Source organism: Salinicoccus siamensis, assembly GCF_055391965.1.
Genome location: NZ_AP043765.1, coordinates 684,926 through 701,972 on the forward strand (window position 1 = coordinate 684,926; position 17,047 = coordinate 701,972).

Consider the following 17,047-nt stretch of genomic DNA (forward strand, 5'->3'; position numbering starts at 1 on the left):
TCATGTCAAACCTATCACCCGAAGCATTCGGCAATCATTTTTCAGAAGGCGATTTTGAAGCCATCTATAGCCGGACCGCGGCAGCATTCCAAAACCAGATGGATTTGGACACCTTCGTCGCTGCAGCCAAAGAATTCCAGGACGGCAGGCAATTCACACTGAACCTGCAAAACTCCCTTGAGCCCGGCATACGCAGGTACCAATGGCTGGATGAAGCCAAAGAGCGTATGATTACAGTCGCTTTTGACGGGGATGAAATAATCATCGGCATCCAATTCGATGTGTACGAGAAATATGGGACAGACCGCGAACTGTCGATCAATGCCTATCATCTGCCGTTCGAATCGGAGTGGTTCGTGCTATGGGGTGGGAATGACTTGTTCCTGAACTATCACTATCCATATGCCCACCAACGCTATGCCTATGATTTCATCAGAAAAAAAGAGGAGCGATCCCATAGTGATGATGAAGGGAAGAACGAGGCATACCACGCGTTCGGTTCGGCAGTTACGGCGCCGCGCAGTGGCACGGTCATACATGTAACGGATGGCGTAGCAGACAATCTGCCGGGTCGCCCAGATATGTCAAAGCCTGAAGGGAATTACATCATTCTCTCCCACGAGCATGATGAATACACCATGCTTGCCCATCTCAGAAAACACTCCATCTCAGTAAAAGAAGGCGATCATGTAGAAACAGGTGAGCGTCTTGCCCAATGCGGCAACAGTGGAGCTTCCGACACCCCACACCTCCATTTCCATGTGATGGATCAGGCCGACCCCAACAGGGCGAACGCCATCCGCATCCAATTCGCTGATGGTCAGGAACCGAGGCAGGGGGAGACGGTGAAAGGACGGATCAGACGATGAGGATAGAAGCGAATGGGCCATTCAACTATACGATGACCTATGATTTCATGGCCAAGCAGGATGATTGCCTCTATGAAGCGCATGAAGGCAAGTTGAGGCGGGCAATTCATATTGATGGAAAAGCAGTGCTGTTTGAGGTCATGTCCCACAGCAAGGACGCGGTTGACGTCGATATACTCTACAATGAAGGTGCCAAGGAAGAACATATCAGGGAGTATGTAGTGGACTGGCTCGATCTCGATTACGACTTGGAGGCATTTTATCGATTCGCAGCAGCAGATCCGCGGTTGTCACAGATTATAGGAGAACGCACAGGCTATCGCATGACCTGTAAACCAGACATCATGGAAGCGCTCATGTGGGCGGTCCTTGGCCAGCAGATCAACATGGCATTTGCGTATATACTAAAGCGTCGCATAGTGGAGCATTTTGGCCACCATGTCGAATATGAAGGCCGGCAGTATTGGCTGATGCCAACCTCGGAGGAATTGTCGTCGCTCGATCCGGAGACGCTACGAGACATGCAGGTCTCCTATAGGAAAGCGGAATACCTCGGGCTGTGTGCCAGTGGGGTGCAGAATGGTGAGCTGTCAAAAGGGAAGCTCCTTGCCATAGGGGATTATGGTGCGGTATTGAAATATATGACCAGCTTCAAAGGAATCGGGCTGTGGAGTGCCAACACCGTTCTGATGCGTACCCTTAAGTACAGGAACGCCGTGCCGATCGGGGATGCGGGATTACGCAACGCAATCAGACTCACCGATGGGTTGGAAGAGCGGCCGGATAAAGCGTATATCGCATCGGTCATTGAAGACTGGGGCAGTTACGGCGCCTATGCGACACTCTATATGTGGCATATATTATTCTAGACAAAACCCCGCCTTAGAAAGGCGGGGTTTTTCAGGATTCATTGCGTAGTACAAGCACAAGTGAAACCAGACCGGCTATTATCAGACCAATCAGCATAAAGCCATGAAGTGATGGATCGATGATGCCATCCAGGAACACATAGATGGCGAAGAGGGCGATGATGGTCAAAGTGAAGTTCAACCATTTGAATGTGTTTTTGCTCATATGAAAGCTCCTTCGATATAAACGCGGGTTTCTTTGAAACCCTTTTCTATAATGGTATCATATAATCGGAATTAAATATTGAAAAGGAGGTAAGAGGATGAATTATATCATGAGCATACAGTTGCTTCCCCATCATCCAAATACAAGCGATGCTTTCTCCCATGTTAAGGGTGCAATTGAATTGATTGAAAATAGTGGATTGACACATTTCATCGGACCGATGGAAACGACAGTTGAAGGTGATATTGATGAATTGCTGAAACTGGTCAAGAAACTTAATGGCCATCTCGCCCAAGAGGGATGCGATACGGTCGTATCAAACATTAAGCTGGTCCAGTCGGAAGAGAAGATTGAAATCAAGAACGTGCTCTCCGATTACTATGAATTTGACGATGAAGAGTAATATTTGATGATAAAAAAGGACGAAGGCTTATAGCCCTCGTCCTTTTTTATTGGGTCGACAGATTTGCTTCTTGTCGATCAGGATGATTCTATACTGTCGATTGGTTCACTCCGGATGTGGAAGCGCACACCGCGCGGCCCTTCGACACTGAACATGCCGCCGATGCCTTCTACGACGTCAAGCGTGAGCTTGGTATGCTTCCAATACTCATACTGCCTATGATGCATATAGAAAGGGACTCCCTCCACTTCACCGAGTTTGACATCCGCGTCGCCAATGATCATGGTGCCTTCCTTCAGGCACATGGGGCTGGAACCGTCGCAGCATCCACCAGATTGGTGGAATATGAGATCTCCGTGCTCTTCCTTCAGATCTCTGATCAGTTCTTTTGCCGCTTCGGTGGCATCTATTGCCTTCAGTTCAGGCATCTAGAAAAATCCTTTTGGTGACTCATCGTAGCTGACGAGCATATTTTTCGTCTGCTGATAATGACTAAGCATCATAAGGTGGTTTTCGCGACCGATACCGCTCATCTTGTAGCCGCCGAACGCAGCATGGGCAGGATAATCATGATACGTATTCACCCATACACGTCCTGCCTGTATGCCACGGCCGAATCTGTAGGCCTTGTTCTGTGAGCGTGTCCATACACCGGCGCCTAGGCCGTAGAGCGTATCATTCGCGATTTCAAGTGCTTCGTCATCATCTTTATAAGTCGTCACGGCGAGCACGGGACCGAATATTTCTTCCTGGAAGATGCGCATTTTATTGTTTCCTTTGAAAATGGTAGGTTCGAAATAATAACCGCCAGCAATGTCTCCATCGACTTCCTTGATGTTGCCCCCGGTCAACACTTCCGCCCCTTCCTTCTTGCCGATATCGAGGTAGGAACTGATTTTTTCCTTCTGTTCCTTGGACGTCTGTGCGCCCATCATCGTATTCTCATCAAGCGGGTTGCCGACCTTTATCTGTTCCACACGGCTGATGACCCGCTCCATGAAGGCATCGTATATATCTTCGTGGACGATTGCACGTGAAGGGCAGGTACAGACTTCACCCTGGTTCAGAGCGAACATGACGAGACCTTCAATCGCCTTGTCGAGGAAGTCATCATCCTCGTCCATAAGGTCTTTGGCGAATATGTTAGGTGATTTACCGCCGAGTTCCAGTGTGACCGGAATGATGTTCTGACTGGCATTCTGCATGATGATGCGGCCTGTAGTCGTCTCCCCTGTAAATGCGAGTTTATTGACCTTATCGTGTGTCGCCAGTGCCTGACCGGCTTCTGAACCAAAGCCGTTAACTACGTTGATGACGCCTTTTGGTACGATATCACTGATCAGTTCCATCAGATGAAGGATGGTGGAAGGCGTCTGTTCTGCCGGTTTCAGCACAACACAGTTACCCGCAGCAAGCGCCGGCGCGAGTTTCCAGGAAGCCATCAGAAGCGGGAAGTTCCATGGGATGATCTGGCCGACTACACCCAACGGCTCATGGAAATGATAAGCTACCGTATCGTTGTCGATTTGGGATATGCCGCCTTCCTGGGCGCGTATCGCACCTGCAAAATATCTGAAATGATCGACCACGAGAGGCAGGTCGGCATTCAATGTTTCGCGGACTGCCTTACCATTCTCGAAAGTTTCAAGTACTGCCAGTTCCTCCAGATTCTGTTCTACACGGTCTGCTATCTGGAGCAGGATATTACTCCGTTCCGTAGGTGAGGTCAATCCCCATTCTGCATGTGCCTTATGTGCCGCTTCCACAGCTTTATCGATATCTTCTTTCGTCGAGCGTGGTACCTTGGACACCTTTTCACCGATGACCGGTGATTCATTTTCAAAGTAATCTCCTTTTACAGGCGGTATCCATTCGCCGCCGATGAAGTTTTCATACTGCGCCTTGATTTTGTATTGAGCATCTTTTTTATGTGGAAAATCGAATGTCATTGCCATACCTCCTAGTTTGATATACCGCCATTATATTTTAATATTCAGTATATTGCAACCGCTTACATTTAAAAGGGACGATACGCTCCTATAGATTTGTTATGTGATGGGGCTGGATGAAAAAGAGGCGTGGTTCTGCCTATAAAGTGCCGTTGAATGCTTATTTGGAACTTTTGCAAGCGGTTGTTTATCTCTGTACTTATGTTAATATAAGAAAGTTGGCAGGAAGTACTTATAAAGAGTAATTATAAAATTACACGAGGTGAGGAAATGAAAAAATTTCGATTGATGGATTGGCCAACATTTATAGCTTCAATCATTATTCTTTTATCTGTCATAGTGCCGCTCATCGCTTTTCCAAAAGCGAGTGAAGCTATCATCCTGCGGCTTAACGATGTAGTGACCGGCGGGTTGGGCGCAGTTTATCTTGGAATTGGAGTGGCAGCACTTCTTTTCGTATTGTACATAGCGTTTGGCAAATACGGCCAGGTTACACTGGGTGAGGCTGATGAAAAGCCTGAGTTTGGAACATTCAGCTGGGCAGCCATGCTTTTCTCAGCAGGTATCGGGTCGAGTATCCTCTACTGGGGTGCGATTGAATGGGTCTACTATTATCAGGCTCCACCGTTTCATATTGCCCCGGAAAGTGAAGAAGCGATCAACTATGCAGCCGCATACGGTATCTTCCACTGGGGACCGATTGCGTGGGCGATCTATGTGCTGCCCGCACTTCCAATTGCCTACAGTCTTTACGTTAAAAAGAATCCTATACTCAAAATCAGTCTCACGTGTGAGCCTATTCTTGGGAAGTATACAACACGATGGCCCGGCAAACTGATCGATGTACTCTTCATATTCGGTCTGCTCGGCGGGGCCGGGACGACATTGGGGCTTGGGACGCCAATGATTGCAGCCGGCGTGGAATCCCTGTTTGGAATAGACGGCGGTGGCCTGGTGCTGAGACTCAGCATACTTATCATCGCAACTGTCATCTTTGCAATCAGTTCCTATTCCGGTCTAAAGAGGGGGATCAGGGTACTGAGCGACATGAACTTATGGTTGACGTTCATCCTGCTTGCCTTCATTTTCGTTGTCGGACCAACGATCTTCATCATGGAAACAACCGTCTCAAGTGTCGGTCTGATGATGAAAGACTTCTTCCGGATGGCAACTTGGCTTGAACCATTTGGTGGCTTTAAGGGCATAGAAACGACCGATTTCCCTCAAAGCTGGACGGTATTCTATTGGGCATGGTGGCTGGTCTATGGACCATTCATCGGGCTCTTCATCGCAAGGATCTCCAAAGGTCGCCGATTGAAGGAAGTTGTGCTTGGTACAATCCTTTACGGAACGCTTGGGTGTGTACTCTTCTTCGGAATACTGGGGAACTTCGGGCTATGGCTTGAAATTTCCGGTACATTCTCTGTGACGGATGTCCTCAACAACCAAAGTGGGGAAGCGGCAATCATGGCAATCATCGGCCAGCTGCCTTTCGGCAAACTGATGACTTTGATCTTCATCATTACTGCACTGCTCTACTTGGCGACGACATTCGACTCAGGTTCCTATATTCTTGCATCATCCACCCAGACAAAGGTTGATGGTGAACCATACAGATGGAACCGCCTGTTCTGGGCATTTGCGTTATCCTTCCTGCCATTTACATTATTGCTGATAGGCGGAGATGATTCATTGAGTCTGTTGCAGACCGCCTCCATCGTTGCAGGTGCGCCACTCATCATAATCTTCATCATGCTGATGGTCTCCTTCCTCAGGACGTTAGGCGAGGATCGCATCAAACTTGAAGCAAGGCGTAGCGCACATAAAGAAAGAGAAAGAAAAACATTGTCCATCACGTACGCAAAACGCGACAATTGGTGGGAATAGGAAAAAGCTCCGGAAATATCCGGAGCTTTTTTGTGTGGAGAAGTGTGCACTGAGATGAATGTCTCGTCTAACTCTCGTTGGTTTGGGCGACGAGCGCGAATTGGATGTCTAACTCCCGTTGGTCCGCGTGACGAGCGCGAATTGGATGTCTAACTCCCGTTGGTCCGGGCAACGAACGAGAATTGGGCGTCTAACTCTCGTTGGTCCGCGTGACGAGCGCGAATTGAGACTCTAGCAGTATATTTCACCGTCTATAATGGTGTGCTTCAGATTTGAAGCATCATCGTAGATCACCAGATCGGCGTCGGCGCCTTCTTTTATGACGCCTTTTGATTTGGTCAAGCCGAGTTCAACGGCCGGGTTATAGGCGGTCATCTTAACGATATCCTGCCATGTACACCCGGTGACTTCCCTCATGTTCCTGATGGCCTGTTTCATAGTCAATACGCTGCCGGCGAGCGTTCCGTCGGCGAGGCGCGCTTCGCCATCCTTGACGTGGACGTTCTGGCCGCCGAGGTCATATTCGCCATCCGGCAGGCCTTGGGCGCGCATGGCATCTGTAATTATGACGAGCCTGTCTGGTGTGATGATGTCATAGGCCAGTTTCATCATTTCCTTTCTGCAGTGGATGCCATCTGCAATCAGTTCAGTAAAGGCATCCCCCATATAGGCGAAGCCGACGGTACCGGGTTCCCTGTGGTGAAGGCCGCGCATGCCATTATACAGATGGGTGATGTGGCTGAGCCCTTTCGTTTCAGCATCTTTCAATGTATCGAACAAACCATCTGTATGACCGGCTGAAGGGATGATCGACAAATCCTTCAGTGTCTCTATGAAGTCGCCAGGGTCCTCTTCAGGGGCATATGTCATCAGGCGGATCTGATTGCCTGAGAGGGATTGGAGGCGACGTGCCAACGCGTGATCGGGTTTCAGGATATGGGCTGGATCTTGTGCGCCTGGGTGGGCTTTTGAGATGAACGGCCCCTCCAAGTGGATGCCGAGCATTTTTGCCCCTCCCGCGTACGTGTAGCCAGATAAGTTCTCAAGAGCCCGTTCAATGTCTTTGATCGGGGAGGTCATGGTGGTGGCCAGGAACGATGTGGAACCGGTGCTCGGCAGATGGGCTGAAATCTTCTCCAAATAAGCCTCGTCCGCATCCATCGCATCCACGCCATCGGCACCATGTATATGCATCTCGATGCCGCCGGGCAGGACATTGTCCCCTTGTGCATCAAGAACCGTTTCTGCATCCGGGCACTTCTCCATCGGGCCGAACGATTTTATTTTATCATTTTCGATAAGCAGCCAATGATCGCCGAACGTGTCATCATGGGTGACGAGGCGTGCATTTTTTATGAGGCGCTGCATAGTATCATCCTTTCAAAAGATATTTTATATTATTATTATAGTGTATTGAAAATAAATTTCTATACATCAACTGACTGGCATGTGCTATATTTAAGATAAACCCAGTTACAGCTATTATATCTTATAAAGGGGGATTGGTTATGTTACGTTATATTCAAAACATGGGGCGTGCATTCATGCTACCGGTGGCAGTTCTGCCGGCAGCGGCGTTGCTCCTAGGTCTGGGGTATGCAATCGACCCTGATGGGTGGGGTGGCGGCAACGCAATCGCCGGCATGCTGATCAACGCAGGCGGCGCCATCCTCGATCACTTGGCGATCCTGTTTGCAGTGGGGCTTGCCTTTGGCATGTCGAAAGATAAAAACGGGGCGGCGGCACTTGTCGGCCTCGTATCATTCCTTGTCGTGACCAACCTGCTGAAGGCAGATTCGATTGCCTTATTGCGCGGTATTGAACTGGAAGAAGTGGGGGCCGCCTTCGGAGTCATCGAAAACAACGTATTTTTAGGTATCATCACAGGTTTGATCAGTGCGGCTCTATACAACCGCTTCAGCGGCACGAAACTGCCTGATTACCTTGCATTCTTCAGCGGGCGCCGTGCGGTGCCGATCATCGCTGTATTCGTCATGATAGTGCTCAGTGGTGTGCTGTACTATGTATGGCCACTGCTCTATAACGGCCTCTTCTCATTCGGGGAATGGATCAGTGGACTGGGTGCCGTCGGCGCCGGCCTCTACGGCTTCTTCAACAGATTGCTGATCCCGACCGGCCTGCACCACGCATTGAACTCGGTGTTCTGGTTTGATACAGTCGGCATCAACGATATCGGCAACTTCTGGGACAACGAGGGTGAACAGGGCATCACAGGCCGTTACCAGGCCGGCTACTTCCCGATCATGATGTTCGGGCTGCCGGGGGCTGCACTTGCGATGTACCATACGGCTAAGACACAGTTCAAAAAAGCCGCTGGCTCCATTTTGCTTGCGTCTGCATTGACGGCATTCCTTACAGGTGTAACGGAGCCGCTTGAATTTTCCTTCATGTTCCTCGCGCCGTTGCTATACGTCGTACATGCAGCACTTACAGGATTGTCCCTGTTCATTGCAGCATCGTTTGAATGGACGGCAGGGTTTGGTTTCAGTGCGGGACTGATCGACTTTGTACTCAGCACCCAAGTACCCATCGCCAACCAGCCTTATATGCTGATCCTGCAGGGGCTCGTATTCTTTGTCCTATACTATGTCATCTTCAGGGTGATCATCAAAGTGCTCGATCTTAAGACGCCGGGCCGCGATGATTCGGTGTTGGCTGCAGAAGCGCCGACTGGAGCAGGAGTCGAAGGAGTTGAGGGAGTGGATGAGAAGTCATCTTCCTTCGACGATAAGTACTCCAAAAAAGCAGACCAGATCCTCATCGGACTCGGTGGCAAAGAGAATATCGATACAATCGACTACTGTACGACGCGTCTGCGCATCAATGTTATGGATGAAGCCAAGATAGATGATGCAATCATCAAATCAGCAGGCGCCCACGGCGTCATCAGACCGGGGCGCAACAACGTCCATGTCGTCGTCGGTACTGAAGTCGAACATGTTGCAGAAGAAATGAAGCGTCTCGTATAGAATGCAGGACACCATATGGTGTCCTGTTTTTCGTTTTGTCAGTCTATTGAGGTACAATGGAGGCAGTCAGATAGAATAAAGGAGGATATTCATGTTCACTTTCAAACATCCGGTCGATATCCGTTTCGGCGAAGGCATCATCTCACAGCTTGGTGAGATCATCTCGGATCTCGAGTACAGCAGGCTCGTTGTGGTGGCGACGCGTTCCCAAGTGAAGAATGGGGTAGCGGAATTCATCGAGACCGAACTCGGTGAGAAAATAAAAACGGTCATTTCCGATATTGAGGCCAACCCGACCATTGAAAATGTTTCGGAGATTGCAGCAGCACTCCATGCGCATGATGCCCATGCTGTCATCGCCGTTGGCGGCGGTTCAGCAATGGATGCCTCGAAAGCTGCAGCAGCTGCATATATGCAAGGTGTGGAACCTGGGTCCATCATCGAGCACACAGATTTCACACGGGCATTACCAGTCATCGCGATCCCTTCAACAAGCGGTTCAGCCTCTGAAGTCACAGCTTCAAGCATCATCAGCGATAAATCACAAGGACTGAAGGTACCGCTGATCGGACCTGGACTTTATCCGAAAGTCGCGCTGGTCGATCCGGAACTGACATTGACGTGCCCACCGAAGGTGACTGCAATTTCAGGGATTGATGTCATCTGTCATGCGCTGGATTGCCTCGGATCCACCAAACATAACCCGGTCTCCGACACTTTGGCGATACGTGCAGCGAACCTGGCATTTAAAAATCTGCTTGCAGCCTATAACGAGCCCTCGGACAGGGAGGCACGGACCAACATGTCCCTTGCGAGCATGATGGCAGGGATGGCGTTCAGCCAGACGGGGACTTCCGGGTCTCATGCCATGAGCTACTACCTGACTTCCCAGTACGATGTCCCCCACGGGGAAGCATGTGCCTTTTCCTTGGATGAATGGTTCAAGGTCAATGCTAAAGCCAATCCACAGCTTCACGACCATGCAAAGGACATCGGTTTTGAGGATGCCGAAGACCTCGCACGTGCCTTCAATGGACTGAAGCAGAATCTGGGGCTTGGCATGACGCTTTCGGACTTTGGCATCAATCATGCGGATATCCCTGTAATTGCTGACGAGAGTATGCGGCAGGCGAATATGAAGAATAATATCGCGCAGCTCTCGCGGGGTGAAATCATCGAAATGCTTGAACAAAAGCAGGCATAGCTTTTTGATCCATATAAAGAAGCGCTGGAATGGTCATTCCAGCGCTTCTATTGCGTTCTTTGCGATTTCGATGTGTTCAGCCATCTTATCCTGCAGATTTTCAAGAAAGAAAGCAGCTTCTGCCTTGGCCAAATAATGGCGCGCAGATTTCGGCTCGTTTAATGCCACGTGGATGAGTGTCATCAGATGGTTTGCCTTACCCCTGTAGTAGAGTGAGTTGTTCTCTTCTATCCGGATCAGCAGTTTATAGCAGATGTCGACTGCTTCTGCGTAGAAGAAATTGTTGTAGAGGCTGACGGCATAGCCGTAGTAGAGCTGAATGATCATGTAACGATCCATTTCATTCATATGCCTTGATTCAAGAATGCGGTTGCGGTGCTTATGGTAAAGTGTAAGGGCATCTTCAGAGCGATCCGTGATGATGTACAGATCGCCGAGCGTATTTATGATTTCAAGTTCCAGCATCTTGTTGGACTTCGTTTCTTCGATCAAGGTTGTGAGAATGTGTTCGGAATCTTCAAGACGCCCTTCATTCCTCAGTATGATTGCTGTATATGTACGGAAGAGCCGCTTGTAATTACGGTATTGAAGGTCGAATTCCGACCTTATATTGATTGTTTCCTGGGCATCTTCAAGCGTCACCTTGAGCAGATCGGCATGTCTGAAATAGACATATTCGCGCATCATATCAAGATAGTGGTCGATCAGGGCGTATTCAGAAGCCTCATCGATGAAAAGATCCTGCATGCTTATGCCAAGGCGCCGGCACAATCTGTGGAGTATGGGGGCGGAGAGTGCTGCATCCCCCCCGTTCAAAACGGTAGATGGTGGTCTTGCCACAGATGCCTTCGGCTGCTTCCAGATGAGTGAGCCCTTTCTGCTGACGCATTTCCTTAAAGCGGGTGTAGTATTCCATGGCGAGCCTCCTTGCTGAAGAATTGTTCACAACTTTCCCGGATGTGGATATTGATTGAATATTTAGAATCATCCATAATGTAGTTATAAACAGATAGGTGGTGAGGGCATGAAAAAGATACTCAGTGCTTTAATATTGGGCACTATGCTATTAGGCTCAACAGCAGTGGTCGATGAACCAACGGCGGAAGCGAGCGTCGTCAAGCACGACCATGAAGTAATCAGTACTTTGGGAAGAGGATCTGGTTACCTTCCTGATGGACGGCCAGCCCCTATCGATGTTTATTAGGTACTCCCAGTAAGTTCATTTTTCCTTACCCTTAATTGGACGCTTCTGCCCTCAAATGCACCCGACCTCTTAACCTTTTCAGGGCAGAAGGTCTTTTTTTTGGCTTTTTGCTCCATTTTAATGGGGGGGGTAGGCATAAGAATACCATAAACCGTCCCGTAAATCTTGATTTTCCATGCGACAGATCTGTTATAATGGGTCGAGAACATATCTTGGAGGATTCAGATGAAAAAATATATCAGGGTAGTCGGTGCGGTAATAGTCAACGATAAGGATGAGATATTGTGCGCACAGCGCCCGGAAGGTAAGAATCTGGCGTTGAAGTGGGAATTCCCAGGCGGCAAAATTGAAGCGGGCGAAACGCCTGACGCGGCTTTGAAGCGTGAATTGATGGAAGAGATGCAGTGTGACATCCTTGTCCAGGATAAAATTGTGACGACGGTCCATGAATATGATTTTGGTGTTGTGGAATTGACTACATATTATGCAGAGCAGCTCTCAGGAGATATCCGCCTTCTTGAGCATATTGATATGAAATGGTTGCCGAGGGCGGCGATCGATTCACTTGATTGGGCACCTGCCGATATACCAGCTATAAAAAAAATAAAGAATGATCAGCCGAAATGATGCCCGGATACACTTCCGGGCTTTTTAGGGTGGCTAAATAATTAAATATTCAGTATAATTTGAATTATAATTCCTAAGGAGTGTTTCATCTGCAATGAAAGTTTCCATAATTGGCGCGGGCAATGGCGGCATAGTAGCTGCGGCTGACTTGACGGCGCGCGGGCACACAGTCACACTGTACCATTCACCGTCGGCCATAAAAGATCCGCATTCTGACATTACGGAAGGTAAAGTACATTTTAGGGGAAGACCAATCAGGATCAGTGCATTCACAAGAAATCCAAAGGAAGCGGTGAAGGAGGCAGAAGTCGTCATGACCTGTCTGCCGACCCATATACTTTCAGATATGTTCGAAGAAATCATACCATATCTTGAAGCGGGTCAGATGATATTCATTAACGGTGCAAGTGCGATGAGCAGCATGAAGCTGTCGAAGCGGCTTGAACGGAAACGGCCGGAGATTTCGGTTATGATAGGGGAATCGATGTCCCTGACATATGCTGCACGTTATGATTACGCGACGAACGACGCGGACATCATATTAAGGAGCCGACATAACCTGTTCAGTGCCTATCCTTCGGGTGATACGGAACCAATGCTTTCGAAGCTGCATATGCTTTACGATACGCTCGTGCCAGCTGAGAATATACTTGAGACGACACTCAACAATGGCAATCCGGAAAGTCACCCGGCCCCTTCCATCCTGAATTCCGGCACCATCGACAATGATGGCGAAAACTTCTACCTGTACCGTGATGGTGTGACGGAACACACTGTAAAGGCTATAGAAGCGATTGATGGAGAGCGCCAGGAAATATGTAAAGTACTCGGTTTTGAAGTGTTGGATAAAGCGGGGCGTTCCGAACGGAGCACCTATTTCGAACCTGGAAAAGCGTTGAAGACACAATATAATGAAAGCCCGGTTCTTAGAGATCTTGCAGGTCCTACTGCACTCGACAACCGGTATATAGTGGAGGATGTCGGGCATGGGCTTGTGCTTTGGAAAAGCATTGCAGAAGCGCTTGATGTCCACACACCGACGATTGATGCAGTTATCCATCTGACTTCACTTATGTTGGAAGTCGACTTCATGCGTGAGGGGACGACACTTGAAAAGATTGGCCTTGATGCCTCGCATGACCTGAACCATCAAGTATAAAAATGACCCCGGTCAGTTGACCGGAGTTCCATTTACTCATCTTTATTGTGAATATGTGTGCGGGTCCCACGGTTTTCGGCAATTTCTTTAGCGCGCCTGACAGCGTCATCCTTATTATCATAAGTGTTGCTGGGCTGTTTTGCCCCTTTGGTCTGTACTTTCCATTCATCGTCTTCATAAAAGACTGAAACATCATTATCTGCAATCTTGCCACCCTGTGAGTTGGGGTCAGGTTTGTGTTGCGTAATTTTTTTATCCTTTAGTTCATCAAGATCTTTTTGTGAAGCGTCTTTATACCATTGTTCCGCCTGCTCGGTTCCGATCGGAATGGCACGTTCCTCATCGTATCCGTCCTTCAACATGGCGTTGATGATGTCGATCGCCTTTTTTCTTTCGAGTTCTTTCAAGTTCTTTAAGGAATCCGGGTAGTCATTCATGGTATAAGGCATTTGAATACCCCCTTTCATCGTGTTCTAGTAAGATTATACCCGGAAATAGGAAAGGTTAAAGGTGATAATATGCTTTTTACATTTGAAGTCGATACACATGAACGTACGGCATTTGTTAATATTGATGCCTTCGTCTTTGAAGCTTTGGAAAAAAGTGGCGTGCGATCAGGGATCATGACGGTCTTCACTCCCCATACGACAGCAGGAATCACAATCAATGAGAATGCGGATCCGGATGTTGTGAAGGATCTTGTATACGGGATAGATCTTACCTTTGACAACAAGCCGGCATATCAGCACTTTGAGGGGAATTCGGATTCCCATATGAAATCGTCGCTGACCGGCGCGAGTGAAACGCTCATAATCGAAAAGGGGGAAGTCCTCTTCGGAACATGGCAGAGCCTGTATTTTGCAGAGTTTGATGGTCCGAGGGCCCGACGGGTCCATATCAAAGTGATTGGTGACTGAGGCATGAAGCGCTCTGGCGAAAAGCGATAATGCAAAGTCTTCAGGTGGCCGATCGATGCTTTTCATATGTATTGCTTAAAATATAGTGGAACGGGTACAGTCCAGTAAATCATTTTATGGAGGTTCATCATGGAAGCGATTAAATCATTATTCTCATTCCTCTTCAAGCTTATTGCTGTATTGATTGTAGCAGGAGTGATTGGTGTAGCAGTATTGGCGTTTTTCCTGAAGCAGGATGTCAAAGAAATAAGGGAATTCACTGAGAGATTGAAGAAAGAGATTGAAGCGGAACCGAATCAAGTATAAAAGCTGGCCTCAAAGGGCCAGCTTTTTCATTTTGTTTGAAGCCATCAATCATTCAACGCCTTGTCGATGACTTCTACATTTTGCCGCATGACGGATTGATAGGTGGCGTCTTTTTCATCACTATCATACAGGACTGAAAGGTTATGGAATTCTAGTGGTTCTATGCCCGTCTCATTTTTTACAGTGTCTGCTATCTTGGAGGTGATGTTCTGTTCATAGAGGATATAAGGCACATCATGCGCTTTGATTTCTTCGACGATCTGCGTCAATTCCTGCTGGGAAAGCTCCTCGTTGTTCAAGCCGGAGATGCCCACCTGATTGAAGTGGTACCTGTTGGCGAGATAGCCGAGGGAGGCGTGGGAAATGTACACTGTATCGCGTTCGGTCTGCTCTGTGACCTCGGTGAACGCATCATGGATCGATTCAAGGTCGTCTTCCAACGCTTCATAGTTGTCCCTGTACAATTCTTCATGATCGGGATTCATTTCGATCAGCTGATCCTGGATGGATTTCGCCATCTCGATCGAAAGTTTCGGGTCGAGCCAGATGTGCGGGTCGCCTGCTTCTTCATGTGCATGCTCATCATGATCATGTTCTGTATGGAGATATGCGGACTCCGGAATGCTGTCTGCGGCTGAGAAGAATTCAGTGTGGTCACCGATTGAGCCTTCGATCTTCTTTGAGACGGGATCGAGCGCTTTGGAAGTGTAGATGAAGAGATCTCCTTCAGCATAGTTCAGGATATCCTTCTGCGTGGGTTCGTAAGTATGGACATCGGCGCCAGTGGGGTAGATGGATTCCACCTGTACTGTATCGCCCCCAATCGATTCGGTGAAGCTTTTTAGGGGGAAGACTGTCGTGTACACAGTCAATTCCTCTGTTTCTTCTTCATTTGCCGAATCTGCCCCACATGCACCAAGCAGCAGCAGGAGGATGGATAAAGCTGTCATCTTATAAGTTTTCATGGTATAGCCCCTCAATATAACGGAATGATTACGATTTATAATTATAGCGTATGATGCAGGGACGGGCAAGCGCAATTGCCCATTTTTTTACGTTCATCGATAAAAGTGTTGAAAAAAATTGAATAAACCTTTAAAATGGTTAAGGCGGTTCAAAAAAGGACAATACTGTCCGAATACCATCGTTTCATCCCGAATGGATGATCAACTGGCCAGTTGAAATGGAGTCCGTGATGTCTTTCAAAAAGGAACCGGGCATGGTATGACTGCAATATCAATGAAATTCAGATGTTCCTCACCATGAATGTGAAATGGAACAGGTAATGAGTAAAGGAGGCGTAACGAATGAGAGTAAATGTAACTTTGGCTTGTACAGACTGCGGAGACCGCAACTACATTACGACAAAGAACAAGAAAAACAATCCTGAGCGTATTGAAATGAAAAAATTCTGTCCAAGAACAAACAACTATACACTGCACCGTGAAACGAAGTAATATTAAGCCGCCCTGTTGGGCGGTTTTTTTATTTTCACTGATCGACAGTGTCCGTTACATGGAGCGGGGCGAAGTATGGTATATTTGATAAAAAGGCTGCAAAGGAGCATTTTCTATGACAACGATTATGGAGGGCAAGGCAGTTGCTGCACATCTTTCCGAAAAGATAAAGAAGGCGCTTAGTGAGTCTGATAAGCATGGCATCAGTCCGAAAGTGGCTTTCGTCAGGGTAGGGGAACGGTCTGATTCGATTTCCTATGAACGGGCGGCGATTAAAAGGTTCGAAAAATTTTCTATTGAGACAGAACAATACCATTTTCCAGATGATGTCTCGGCCCGTTCCTTCCTCAGCAAGTTCAGGGAAATAAATGAAGATTATTCCATCAACGGAATATTGCTGCTGCAACCTCTGCCGGAACACATAGACATGAAGCGAGTCGAGGAATTGATGAATCCAATAAAGGATATCGACGGCATGACGCCATTTAATCTGGGTCAAGTAGTGACGGATGATGAGAATCGTCTGGAACCTTGTACGCCTGCTGGGGTAATGGAGATGCTCGAGTTCTATGACATTCCTCTGAAAGGAAAGGATGTAGTCGTGGTAGGGGCAAGTGAAGTGGTTGGAAAACCATTATCATTGCTGTTTATGAACCGTGATGCGACAGTGACGACATGCAACGCCTATACCAATGATCTGGCTGGAAAGTGCCGCCAGGCGGATATCATTGTCAGTGCTGCCGGTGTCATCAACCTGATCGGGGCAGATCATGTGAAAGAAGGGGCTGTTGTGGTGGATGTCGGCATCAACTTCAATGATGCAGGTAAAATGGTTGGGGACGTGGATTATGACGCAGTACGCGATAAGACCTCCTACATCACGCCGGTACCAGGCGGAGTAGGGGCCATTACGACAACTGTACTCGCCTATCACCTGATGATGGCGACCGATTACCAAAAAGAACCTGTTCTATTTTTGGAACGTTAAAAAGCCGCACCCA

The 17,047-nt window shown here is 48.1% G+C and carries 21 protein-coding genes; 13 read left to right on the forward strand and 8 right to left on the reverse strand.

The window, feature by feature from the left end:
* The first annotated feature begins 2 nt into the window (after nucleotides 1–2).
* Both ACZ5LF_RS03445 and ACZ5LF_RS03450 read left to right on the forward strand, forming a co-directional pair.
* Nucleotides 3–869, forward strand: coding sequence for a M23 family metallopeptidase (locus ACZ5LF_RS03445; protein WP_380570546.1), 867 nt, complete (start codon nucleotides 3–5; stop codon nucleotides 867–869).
* Nucleotides 866–1,738, forward strand: a complete 873-nt coding sequence (locus tag ACZ5LF_RS03450; protein WP_380570545.1) for a DNA-3-methyladenine glycosylase family protein — start codon at nucleotides 866–868, stop codon at nucleotides 1,736–1,738. Before ACZ5LF_RS03445 ends, ACZ5LF_RS03450 begins: the two co-directional genes overlap by 4 nt.
* Before the next feature lie 31 nt (nucleotides 1,739–1,769).
* On the opposite strand, the gene ACZ5LF_RS03455 is transcribed toward ACZ5LF_RS03450, so the two are convergent.
* Nucleotides 1,770–1,943 carry a hypothetical protein gene (locus ACZ5LF_RS03455; protein WP_380570544.1) on the reverse strand — a complete coding sequence of 58 codons (174 nt, stop codon included), beginning with the start codon at nucleotides 1,941–1,943 and terminating at the stop codon, nucleotides 1,770–1,772.
* 97 nt (nucleotides 1,944–2,040) lie between these two features.
* Between ACZ5LF_RS03455 and ACZ5LF_RS03460 the strand changes: the two genes are divergently transcribed.
* On the forward strand, nucleotides 2,041–2,346 hold the full coding sequence (locus ACZ5LF_RS03460) for a thiamine-binding protein (protein ID WP_380570543.1): 306 nt from the start codon (nucleotides 2,041–2,043) through the stop codon (nucleotides 2,344–2,346).
* A gap of 77 nt (nucleotides 2,347–2,423) precedes the next feature.
* Here ACZ5LF_RS03460 and ACZ5LF_RS03465 read toward each other — a convergent pair whose 3' ends face one another.
* Together ACZ5LF_RS03465 and exaC are read right to left on the reverse strand one after the other, a co-directional pair.
* On the reverse strand, nucleotides 2,424–2,774 hold the full coding sequence (locus tag ACZ5LF_RS03465) for a DUF779 domain-containing protein (RefSeq protein ID WP_380570542.1): 351 nt from the start codon (nucleotides 2,772–2,774) through the stop codon (nucleotides 2,424–2,426).
* Entirely contained in the window at nucleotides 2,775–4,295 is a 1,521-nt protein-coding gene (gene exaC, locus ACZ5LF_RS03470) for an acetaldehyde dehydrogenase ExaC (protein ID WP_380570541.1), read from the reverse strand. It lies immediately after the preceding gene.
* Between the two features lie 270 nt (nucleotides 4,296–4,565).
* Between exaC and ACZ5LF_RS03475 the strand changes: the two genes are divergently transcribed.
* Nucleotides 4,566–6,182 carry a BCCT family transporter gene (locus ACZ5LF_RS03475; RefSeq protein WP_380570540.1) on the forward strand — a complete coding sequence of 539 codons (1,617 nt, stop codon included), beginning with the start codon at nucleotides 4,566–4,568 and terminating at the stop codon, nucleotides 6,180–6,182.
* A gap of 231 nt (nucleotides 6,183–6,413) precedes the next feature.
* Here ACZ5LF_RS03475 and nagA read toward each other — a convergent pair whose 3' ends face one another.
* Nucleotides 6,414–7,550, reverse strand: coding sequence for an N-acetylglucosamine-6-phosphate deacetylase (gene nagA / locus ACZ5LF_RS03480; protein WP_380570539.1), 1,137 nt, complete (start codon nucleotides 7,548–7,550; stop codon nucleotides 6,414–6,416).
* Nucleotides 7,551–7,690: 140 nt separating this feature from the next.
* On the opposite strand from nagA, the gene nagE reads away from it, so the two are divergent.
* Complete coding sequence (nagE, locus tag ACZ5LF_RS03485) at nucleotides 7,691–9,172, forward strand: N-acetylglucosamine-specific PTS transporter subunit IIBC (RefSeq protein ID WP_380570538.1); 1,482 nt, start codon at nucleotides 7,691–7,693, stop codon at nucleotides 9,170–9,172.
* Nucleotides 9,173–9,263: 91 nt separating this feature from the next.
* Nucleotides 9,264–10,376: an iron-containing alcohol dehydrogenase gene (locus tag ACZ5LF_RS03490; RefSeq protein WP_380570537.1), complete on the forward strand. Its 1,113-nt coding sequence runs from the start codon at nucleotides 9,264–9,266 to the stop codon at nucleotides 10,374–10,376.
* A 33-nt stretch (nucleotides 10,377–10,409) separates the two neighbouring features.
* On the opposite strand, the gene ACZ5LF_RS03495 is transcribed toward ACZ5LF_RS03490, so the two are convergent.
* On the reverse strand, nucleotides 10,410–11,123 hold the full coding sequence (locus ACZ5LF_RS03495; RefSeq protein WP_380570536.1) for a tetratricopeptide repeat protein: 714 nt from the start codon (nucleotides 11,121–11,123) through the stop codon (nucleotides 10,410–10,412).
* Nucleotides 11,101–11,292 (reverse strand): helix-turn-helix domain-containing protein, encoded by a 192-nt coding sequence (locus ACZ5LF_RS03500; RefSeq protein WP_380570535.1) that lies wholly within the window; start codon nucleotides 11,290–11,292, stop codon nucleotides 11,101–11,103. Before ACZ5LF_RS03500 ends, ACZ5LF_RS03495 begins: the two co-directional genes overlap by 23 nt.
* A 108-nt stretch (nucleotides 11,293–11,400) precedes the next feature.
* Between ACZ5LF_RS03500 and ACZ5LF_RS03505 the strand changes: the two genes are divergently transcribed.
* From ACZ5LF_RS03505 to ACZ5LF_RS03515, 3 genes are all read left to right on the forward strand, one after another.
* A complete protein-coding gene (locus ACZ5LF_RS03505) occupies nucleotides 11,401–11,580 on the forward strand; it encodes a hypothetical protein (RefSeq protein ID WP_380570534.1) in 180 nt (59 codons plus the stop codon).
* A gap of 225 nt (nucleotides 11,581–11,805) precedes the next feature.
* The gene (locus tag ACZ5LF_RS03510) at nucleotides 11,806–12,207 is read left to right on the forward strand and encodes a (deoxy)nucleoside triphosphate pyrophosphohydrolase (protein WP_380570533.1); all 402 of its coding nucleotides are present in this window, start codon (nucleotides 11,806–11,808) and stop codon (nucleotides 12,205–12,207) included.
* Nucleotides 12,208–12,301: 94 nt separating this feature from the next.
* Complete coding sequence (locus ACZ5LF_RS03515) at nucleotides 12,302–13,366, forward strand: NAD/NADP octopine/nopaline dehydrogenase family protein (protein ID WP_380570532.1); 1,065 nt, start codon at nucleotides 12,302–12,304, stop codon at nucleotides 13,364–13,366.
* Nucleotides 13,367–13,398: 32 nt separating this feature from the next.
* Here ACZ5LF_RS03515 and ACZ5LF_RS03520 read toward each other — a convergent pair whose 3' ends face one another.
* A complete protein-coding gene (locus ACZ5LF_RS03520) occupies nucleotides 13,399–13,815 on the reverse strand; it encodes a DUF2188 domain-containing protein (RefSeq protein ID WP_380570531.1) in 417 nt (138 codons plus the stop codon).
* Nucleotides 13,816–13,884: 69 nt separating this feature from the next.
* Here ACZ5LF_RS03520 and ACZ5LF_RS03525 point away from each other — a divergent pair, with 69 nt between their 5' ends.
* Nucleotides 13,885–14,283: a secondary thiamine-phosphate synthase enzyme YjbQ gene (locus ACZ5LF_RS03525; RefSeq protein ID WP_380570530.1), complete on the forward strand. Its 399-nt coding sequence runs from the start codon at nucleotides 13,885–13,887 to the stop codon at nucleotides 14,281–14,283.
* 129 nt (nucleotides 14,284–14,412) lie between these two features.
* Nucleotides 14,413–14,589, forward strand: coding sequence for a hypothetical protein (locus ACZ5LF_RS03530; RefSeq protein WP_380570529.1), 177 nt, complete (start codon nucleotides 14,413–14,415; stop codon nucleotides 14,587–14,589).
* Between the two features lie 44 nt (nucleotides 14,590–14,633).
* Here ACZ5LF_RS03530 and ACZ5LF_RS03535 read toward each other — a convergent pair whose 3' ends face one another.
* Entirely contained in the window at nucleotides 14,634–15,554 is a 921-nt protein-coding gene (locus ACZ5LF_RS03535) for a metal ABC transporter solute-binding protein, Zn/Mn family (protein ID WP_380570528.1), read from the reverse strand.
* A 342-nt stretch (nucleotides 15,555–15,896) separates the two neighbouring features.
* On the opposite strand from ACZ5LF_RS03535, the gene rpmG reads away from it, so the two are divergent.
* Nucleotides 15,897–16,046, forward strand: coding sequence for a 50S ribosomal protein L33 (rpmG, locus tag ACZ5LF_RS03540; protein ID WP_344700620.1), 150 nt, complete (start codon nucleotides 15,897–15,899; stop codon nucleotides 16,044–16,046).
* A gap of 115 nt (nucleotides 16,047–16,161) precedes the next feature.
* The gene (locus tag ACZ5LF_RS03545; protein ID WP_380570527.1) at nucleotides 16,162–17,034 is read left to right on the forward strand and encodes a bifunctional 5,10-methylenetetrahydrofolate dehydrogenase/5,10-methenyltetrahydrofolate cyclohydrolase; all 873 of its coding nucleotides are present in this window, start codon (nucleotides 16,162–16,164) and stop codon (nucleotides 17,032–17,034) included.
* The last annotated feature ends 13 nt before the right edge of the window (nucleotides 17,035–17,047 follow it).

Coding starts and splice junctions, on each gene's coding strand:
- ACZ5LF_RS03490 (WP_380570537.1), top strand. CDS start 9,264: ATGTTCACTTTCAAACATCCGGTCGATATCCGTTTCGGCGAAGGCATC.
- ACZ5LF_RS03505 (WP_380570534.1), top strand. CDS start 11,401: ATGAAAAAGATACTCAGTGCTTTAATATTGGGCACTATGCTATTAGGC.
- ACZ5LF_RS03445 (WP_380570546.1), top strand. CDS start 3: ATGTCAAACCTATCACCCGAAGCATTCGGCAATCATTTTTCAGAAGGC.
- ACZ5LF_RS03530 (WP_380570529.1), top strand. CDS start 14,413: ATGGAAGCGATTAAATCATTATTCTCATTCCTCTTCAAGCTTATTGCT.
- ACZ5LF_RS03515 (WP_380570532.1), top strand. CDS start 12,302: ATGAAAGTTTCCATAATTGGCGCGGGCAATGGCGGCATAGTAGCTGCG.
- ACZ5LF_RS03525 (WP_380570530.1), top strand. CDS start 13,885: ATGCTTTTTACATTTGAAGTCGATACACATGAACGTACGGCATTTGTT.
- ACZ5LF_RS03545 (WP_380570527.1), top strand. CDS start 16,162: ATGACAACGATTATGGAGGGCAAGGCAGTTGCTGCACATCTTTCCGAA.
- ACZ5LF_RS03535 (WP_380570528.1), bottom strand. CDS start 15,554: ATGAAAACTTATAAGATGACAGCTTTATCCATCCTCCTGCTGCTGCTT.
- ACZ5LF_RS03460 (WP_380570543.1), top strand. CDS start 2,041: ATGAATTATATCATGAGCATACAGTTGCTTCCCCATCATCCAAATACA.
- exaC (WP_380570541.1), bottom strand. CDS start 4,295: ATGACATTCGATTTTCCACATAAAAAAGATGCTCAATACAAAATCAAG.
- ACZ5LF_RS03450 (WP_380570545.1), top strand. CDS start 866: ATGAGGATAGAAGCGAATGGGCCATTCAACTATACGATGACCTATGAT.
- ACZ5LF_RS03495 (WP_380570536.1), bottom strand. CDS start 11,123: ATGCAGGATCTTTTCATCGATGAGGCTTCTGAATACGCCCTGATCGAC.
- ACZ5LF_RS03520 (WP_380570531.1), bottom strand. CDS start 13,815: ATGCCTTATACCATGAATGACTACCCGGATTCCTTAAAGAACTTGAAA.
- rpmG (WP_344700620.1), top strand. CDS start 15,897: ATGAGAGTAAATGTAACTTTGGCTTGTACAGACTGCGGAGACCGCAAC.
- nagA (WP_380570539.1), bottom strand. CDS start 7,550: ATGCAGCGCCTCATAAAAAATGCACGCCTCGTCACCCATGATGACACG.
- ACZ5LF_RS03510 (WP_380570533.1), top strand. CDS start 11,806: ATGAAAAAATATATCAGGGTAGTCGGTGCGGTAATAGTCAACGATAAG.
- ACZ5LF_RS03465 (WP_380570542.1), bottom strand. CDS start 2,774: ATGCCTGAACTGAAGGCAATAGATGCCACCGAAGCGGCAAAAGAACTG.
- nagE (WP_380570538.1), top strand. CDS start 7,691: ATGTTACGTTATATTCAAAACATGGGGCGTGCATTCATGCTACCGGTG.
- ACZ5LF_RS03500 (WP_380570535.1), bottom strand. CDS start 11,292: ATGGAATACTACACCCGCTTTAAGGAAATGCGTCAGCAGAAAGGGCTC.
- ACZ5LF_RS03455 (WP_380570544.1), bottom strand. CDS start 1,943: ATGAGCAAAAACACATTCAAATGGTTGAACTTCACTTTGACCATCATC.
- ACZ5LF_RS03475 (WP_380570540.1), top strand. CDS start 4,566: ATGAAAAAATTTCGATTGATGGATTGGCCAACATTTATAGCTTCAATC.